This window comes from Pseudomonas sp. R62, from assembly GCF_000257605.1.
In the GTDB taxonomy this organism is placed as follows: Bacteria; Pseudomonadota; Gammaproteobacteria; order Pseudomonadales; family Pseudomonadaceae; genus Aquipseudomonas; species Aquipseudomonas atacamensis.
The window spans coordinates 1246367-1253395 of sequence record NZ_JH635999.1 but is presented as its reverse complement, the minus strand read 5'-3'; the positions used below and the strand labels follow the sequence as shown (position 1 = coordinate 1253395).

Below are 7029 nucleotides of genomic sequence, written 5' to 3'. Positions count from 1 at the left end.
CGCGCCGATTCCGCGCCCGCCACCGGTGATGACAATGACTTTATCCATGCTGGCCTTCCCCCACGTGCACACGTAACAGTCGGGGGAAGAATAACTGCGATTGGCGGGTTTTGCATGTGGCGCCTATTCGGGCGCCTTCGCGAGCAAGCCCGCACCCACAGGGTCTCTCAGACCACCGCCAGCCGTTGCCCGCGCACGATGTCCTGCATGAAGCGCTCCGCCGGCATCGGGTGGCCAAGCAGATAGCCCTGCAGCGAGTCACAGCCCAGTTTGGTCAGGAAATCCTGTTGCGCGCCGGTCTCGACACCCTCGGCGACAATCCGCAAGTCCAGCGCCTGCCCCAGCGCAACAATCGCCGAGACGATCGCCGCATCATCGCTGTCGTGCTCCAGATCACGGACGAAACCACGGTCGATCTTCAGCTCATTGGCCGGCAGGCGCTTGAGGTACATCAGGCTGGAATAACCGGTGCCGAAGTCGTCGATCGACAGGTCGACGCCCATGTCCGACAGCTCTTGCAGGACGGTCATGCTCGCGTCAGCGTCGCTCATCGCTGTGGTTTCAGTGATTTCCAGGGTCAGGCTGTTGGCCGGCAAATGGTGGGTCGCCAGCGCCTTGGCCACGCTTTGCACCAGCCCGGCATGGCAGAACTGCAAAGCCGAGAGGTTCACGGCGATACGCCAATCGGTGTAACCGAGCACGTACCATTCGCGCATCTGCCGGCAGGCTTCGTTGAGCACCCATTCGCCCATCGGAATGATCAGCCCGGTTTTCTCCGCCAGATCGATGAACTTGTCCGGCATCAACATGCCATGCAGCGGATGCTTCCAGCGCAGCAGCGCTTCGGCACCGACCGGTCGGCCGTTGGCGGCGTCGAATTTGGGCTGGTAATGCAGGCAGAACTGGTTGTGCTCGATGGCCGCGCGCAGGTCCTGCAACAGTTGCAGTTGTTTGCGCGCGTTGGTGTTCATCGACGCATCGAAGAAGCTGTAGCCGTTTTTGCCGCCGCCCTTGGCGTGGTACATCGCGGCGTCGGCGTTCATCAGCAGTTCCTGGGCGTTGGCGCCGTTGCCCGGATACAGGGCAATGCCGACGCTGGCGGAAATCTGCAGATCATGCTCGGCGACGCGGAACGTGCGACCGATCAGGCCGACCTGACGCGCAGCCAGGCTCAAGGCGTCATTGGGCTCGCTCAAGCGCACCAGCAAAACGAATTCATCGCCACCGATCCGCGCCAACGTGTCCTGGCTGCGCAGGTCTTCACGCAGACGCGCGCCGACCTCGCGCAGCAATTGGTCACCCATGTGATGGCCGAATGCGTCGTTGACCGGTTTGAAGCCGTCGAGGTCGATGAACATCAAGGCGAAGCAGCCGCCCTGCTCTTCAACTTTTCTGATTGCCTGATTGATGCGGTCGTCGAGCAACATGCGATTGGGCAGGCTGGTCAGCGGATCGTGCAAGGCCAATTGGGTGAGTTCGCGATTGGCCACCGTCAGCGAGTGCGCCAGATCAGCGGTGCGCGCTTCGAGGCGGGCATCGAGAATCGAGGTCAACAGGGCAATCGACAGCACCGCCAGCGTGGTGACCACGACCAGACTGTCGAGACCATTGCCCTTCAAGCCATTGAGTGTCGCGCCGCAGAAACTGCCGTCAGGAAATTGCGCAGCAGCCATGCCGGTGTAGTGCATGCCGACAATCGCCACCCCCATGATCACCGCCGCGCCGGCACGAATCAGCCGCACATAGGGCGAATGCTGGCGCAGACGAAAGGCAATCCACAATGCCGCTGCCGAGGCGCCGACGGCAATCAGCAGGGAGGCGCTGAACAATGTCGGGTCGTAATCAATGCCCGGGGTCATGCGCAGCGCGGCCATGCCGGTGTAGTGCATGGCGCTGATGCCCGCTCCCATGATCAACGCACCGAAGGCCAGTTGCGCCAGGGGCAGCTTCGGCTGGCTGACCAGCCACAACGCAAAGCCGCAGGACAGCACCGCGATCAGCAGCGACAGCGCAGTGAGGGCGAAGTCATAGCCCAGGTCGATCGGCAATTTGAAGGCGAGCATGCCGATGAAATGCATCGACCAGACGCCAACGCCCATCGCCAACGCCCCGCCCGCCGTCCAGAAATGCACGGCCCGGCCTTTCGCCGTGGCGATGCGCCCAGTCAGGTCGAGCGCCGTGTAGGAAGCCAGAATGGCCACGCACAACGAGATGAAAACCAAAGTGAAGGAATAGCTGCCGATGAGCATGGACGTTCTCGTGACAAGCCGAAACCGTACTGCTTCCATTCTCGGTCGGGCAAATGCGGCGATTGTACTGATTGCGCGGAAGAACGCACTGACAAAGTAACCAAATTGCCATCAAGCCGATGAAACGCTTGTTCGATCGTCCTACAAGGCTCTGCGGTGGGCTTTAACCTAAGCTGAACTGGTTGATGACGATCGTTCCCACGCTCTGCGTGGGAATGCAGCCGGGGACGCTCCGCGTCCCTTTCAAAGCTGAACGCGGAGCGTCCGGTGAGGCATTCCCACGCAGAGCGTGGGAACAATCATCGGGTGTTGTCGCCGACGTCCAGTTGGCCGTCCCAGCCGCCGCCCAGTGCGGCGATCAGTTGTACGCTGGCGATCAGTCGGCTCTGCAGAATATTCAGCACACTTCGTTCGTTACTCAGCGCCGTGGCCTGCACCACTACCACGTCGATATAAGCAATCAGCCCGGCCTTGTACTGGTTTTCCGTCAGGCGCAGGGAATCGCGGGCAGCATCCAGCGCTTCCTGGCGCACTGCTGCTTCGTCTTCATACACCTTGAGCTGGACCAGGTAGTTTTCCACTTCGCGGAAGCCGTCGAGCACGGTCTGGCGGTAGCGGGCGACGGTTTCGTCATAGGCCGCCTCGCTGCGGTCGACCTCGGCCGAACGAATGCCACCGTCGAACAGCGGCAAAGAAAGCTGCGGGCCGACCGACCAGAAACGGTTCGGCAGGCTAATCAGGTTTTTCGAGGTACTGCTGCTGTAGCCGCCGCTCAGGCTCAGGGTCAGGTCCGGGTAATACGCGGCTTTCGCCACGCCGATGTTGGCATTGGCGGCAATCACCGAGCGTTCGGCCGAAGCGATGTCAGGACGGCGTTCCAGCAGTTGTGAAGGCAAGCTCAGCGGTACCTGCGGCAGATTCGGGATGCTCTGGCTTTCGGCAATGCTGAAGTTGGCCGGTGCTTCGCCGGTCAGTACGGCGATGGCGTTTTCAAACTGTGCACGCTGCCAGATCAGGTCGACCAGATCGGCCTGGGTGCTTTTCAACTGGGTTTGCGCCTGCGCCACCGCATCGCGCCCGGAAACCCCGGCGCGGTACTGGTTCTGGGTCATTTTCAGCGAGCGTTCATAAGCGGCAACGGTGGCCTCGAGCAGACGCTTCTGCTGATCGATGACGCGCAGTTGCAGGTAGTTCTGCACCAGTTCCGATTGCTGACTCAGACGCATCGCTGCCAGATCGGCAAAGCTCGCCTGGGCGTTGGCCTCGTCGGCCTCCAGGCCACGGCGCAGCTTGCCCCAGACGTCGGCTTCCCAACTGACGCCCAACTGCGCGTTATAAGTGTCGCGGATGCCGCTTGAGGAACTGCTCAGGCTCGAACTGCTGCTACCGGTGCCCTGACTCGAACGGGTCTTGCCCAGACTCAGGTCGACGCTGGGGTAAAACGCCCCACGCGCGCTGCGCACCAAAGCCTGCGCCTGACGAAACTGCGCTTCGGACTGGGCAACGGTCTGGTTGGAGCTGTTGAGTTTTTCGATCAAGGCGTTGAGCTGTTGGTCGCCGTACAACTCCCACCAGGCGCCACGGGCCAGCGAGTCGCTGGGATTGGCCTGACGCCAGCCTTCGGCCTCCTTGAACTGTGCGATTTCGGCAGTTTGCGGCCGCTGGTAGTCCGGGCCGACTGCGCAAGCGCTGAGCAGCGCCACGCACAGTGACAGGCTCAACAGGCGCGAGCCGCGAACGGTGGCCAATTGGAGAAGCGAACGGTCAGTCATAGCGGAGTTTCCAGAGCGGCGTCAGTGCGCACGCCACGCCATTTGTTGAAGCGATGGCGCAGCTTGTCGAGATATAGGTAAACCACCGGGGTGGTGTAAAGGGTCAGGACCTGGCTGAACACCAGGCCGCCAATGATGGTCAGTCCCAGCGGCTGGCGCATTTCCGCACCCTCGGCACGGCCGAGCAGCAACGGCAAGGCGCCGAGGATCGCCGCCAGCGTGGTCATCAGAATCGGTCGCAGGCGTTGCAGACAGGCGCTGCGGATCGACTCCAGCGGCGACAGGCTCTGATGACGCTCCAATTGCAGCGCCAGATCGATCATCAGAATGGCGTTCTTTTTCACCACGCCGATCAGCAGGAATATCCCCAGCAGGGAAATCAGGCTGAACTCGCCGCCCAGTGCATAAATCGACAGCAACGCGCCGACCCCGGCCGAGGGCAAAGTCGAAAGAATGGTCAGCGGGTGGATGTAGCTTTCATACAGCACACCGAGCACCAGGTACACGGCCAGCAACGCACCGAGGATCATGAACGGCTGGCTCTTCTGCGTCGCGGCGAAGGCGTCAGCGGTGCCGGCCATTTTCGCAATTACATCCTCCGGCAGGCCGACCTTGGCGATCGCCCGTTCAATGGCAGCACTGCCCTGCTCTACGGTCACGCCTTCGGCCATGTCAAAGGAAATGCTTTCGGACGCGAACTGGCCTTCATGACTGACCCGGTCGTTTTCCAGGCTGTTCTCGTAATGGGCGAACGTCGACAGCGGCACGCGCGCACCGTCAGCGGTAATCACCTCGACCTGCTTGAGTGTCACCGGATCCTGGGCATATTTCGGATTGACCTCCATCACCACCTGATACTGGTTGAGGCTGTCGTAGATCGTCGAAATCTGCCGCTGGCTGTAGGCGTTGTTGAGCACGGCGGTGACCATGTTCATGTCGACCCCCAGGCGTTTCGCCTGATCACGATCGACAATCAGCGTCACCTGTTGCGCCCCGGCACCTTCGCGGGCGTCGATGGCGGTCAGCTCGGGCAAGGCACGCAACGCGGTGACCACTTTCGGGAACCACTTGCGCAGCTCGGCGAGGTCGCCGCTTTGCAGGATGTAGGTGTATTGCGAACTGGTCTGCTCGCGGCCGCCACCAAACTGCAGATCCTGGTCGGCCATCAGCATCAACTGCGCCCCGGGCACCTTGGGCATTTCCTTGCGCAGGCGTTCGATGACTTTCTGCGCCGACAGCTGGCGTTCCTTGATCGGCTTCAGGCGCACGATCATGAAGGCGTTGTTGGTGCCGTTGTTGCCGCCGATGAACCCGGCCACGCTTTCCACCGCTTCATCCTTGAGCACGGCGCGGCGGAAGGTTTCCATTTTCGGCTGCATGACGTTGAAGGACAGACCGTCGTCGCCACGCACGAAACCGATCAACTGGCCGGTGTCCTGCTGCGGCAGGAAGGTTTTCGGCACCACCACATAAAGCGCAATGTTGACGCCAACGGTGAGCAGCAGGCTGAACAAGGTCAGACGGCGATGACGCAATACCCAGTCGAGGCTGGTGGCGTATTTGCCGACCATCCAGTCGTTGGTCTTGTGGCTCCAGCGTTGCAGGCGGTTTTCCTGGCCCGGCGTGTGCGGCTTGAGCCAGCGCGCGCAGAGCATCGGTGTCAGCGTCAGGGACACCACCAGCGACACCACGATTGCCGCCGCCAGCGTAATGGAAAATTCGCGAAACAAGCTCTCGACCAGCCCGCCCATGAACAGGATCGACAGGAACACCGCCACCAGCGAGACGTTCATCGACAGCAGGGTAAAGCCGACTTCCTTGGCCCCGAGGTACGCGGCCTGCATCGGCTTGACGCCTTCGTCGATGTGCCGGGAAATGTTTTCCAGCACCACGATGGCGTCGTCCACCACCAGACCGGTGGCGAGAATCAGCGCCATCAGCGACAGGTTGTTCAGCGAGAACCCGTACAGATACATCACCGCGAAAGTACCGACCAGCGACACCGGCACCGCCAGGGTCGGGATCAGCGAGGCGCGGAAGTTACCCAGAAACAGGTACACGACCAGCACCACCAGGGCGACGGCGATCAGCAAGGTCATCTCGGCTTCATGCAGCGTGGCCTTGATCACTGGCGAGCGATCCATGGCCAGATTGAGTTTGACGCTGGCCGGCAGCACCGCTTGCAGCGCGGGCAACTGCGCCTTGATCTCGTTGACCGTCTCGATGATGTTGGCGCCGGCCTGACGGTTGATCACCAGCAATACCGCCGCGTCGTCGTTGAAGAAACCGCTGTTGTAACGGTCTTCGACGCCATCGCTGACTTTCGCCACATCCTTGAGACGCAATGCGGCGCCGTCGGCGTAGTGAATGATCAGCGACTCATAATCCTTGGCTTTCTCCAACTGGTCGTTGGCCTGGATCTGCCACAAGCGCTCGCCGTCCTCGACCGAACCCTTGGGCCGGCGTACGTTGGCGTCGGCAATGGTCTTGCGCACATCGTCGAGGGCCACGCCGTACTGGTTCAGCGCCTGCGGTTCGAGCTCGATGCGCACCGCCGGCAGCGAACTGCCACCGATCTGCACTTCACCAACGCCCTGCACTTGCGACAGGCTTTGCGAGAGGATGGTCGAGGCCAGATCGTAGAGCTGGCCTTTTTCCAGCACATCCGAAGTCAGCGACAGCACCATGATCGGCGCCTGCGACGGGTTGACCTTTTTATAGGTCGGCATGCTGCGCATCCCGCTCGGCAGCAGATTGCGCGAGGCGTTGATCGCCGCCTGCACTTCCCGCGCCGCGCCGTTGATGTCGCGGTCGAGGTCAAACTGCAGAATCACCCGCGTCGAACCCTGACTGGAGCGGCTGCTCATGGTATTGACGCCGGCAATCGCACCGAACGAACGCTCCAGCGGCGTCGCCACCGTTGAAGCCATCACCTCGGGACTTGCGCCCGGCAGACTGGCCTGAACCACGATCACCGGGAAATCCATCTGCGGCAATGGCGATACCGG

Annotated in this window: 3 protein-coding genes; all 3 read right to left on the bottom strand. The window is 61.6% G+C overall.

The features are described from left to right. Positions 1-167: 167 nt before the first annotated feature. Positions 168-2249: a putative bifunctional diguanylate cyclase/phosphodiesterase gene (locus OQK_RS23855; RefSeq protein WP_016774626.1), complete on the bottom strand. Its 2082-nt coding sequence runs from the start codon at positions 2247-2249 to the stop codon at positions 168-170. 299 nt (positions 2250-2548) lie between these two features. Then, a complete protein-coding gene (locus tag OQK_RS23850) occupies positions 2549-4021 on the bottom strand; it encodes an efflux transporter outer membrane subunit (protein ID WP_016774625.1) in 1473 nt (490 codons plus the stop codon). Beyond that, positions 4018-7029 (bottom strand): efflux RND transporter permease subunit (locus tag OQK_RS23845; protein WP_016774624.1); only part of this gene is annotated, 3012 nt, incomplete at its 5' end. The genes OQK_RS23850 and OQK_RS23845, both read right to left, overlap by 4 nt.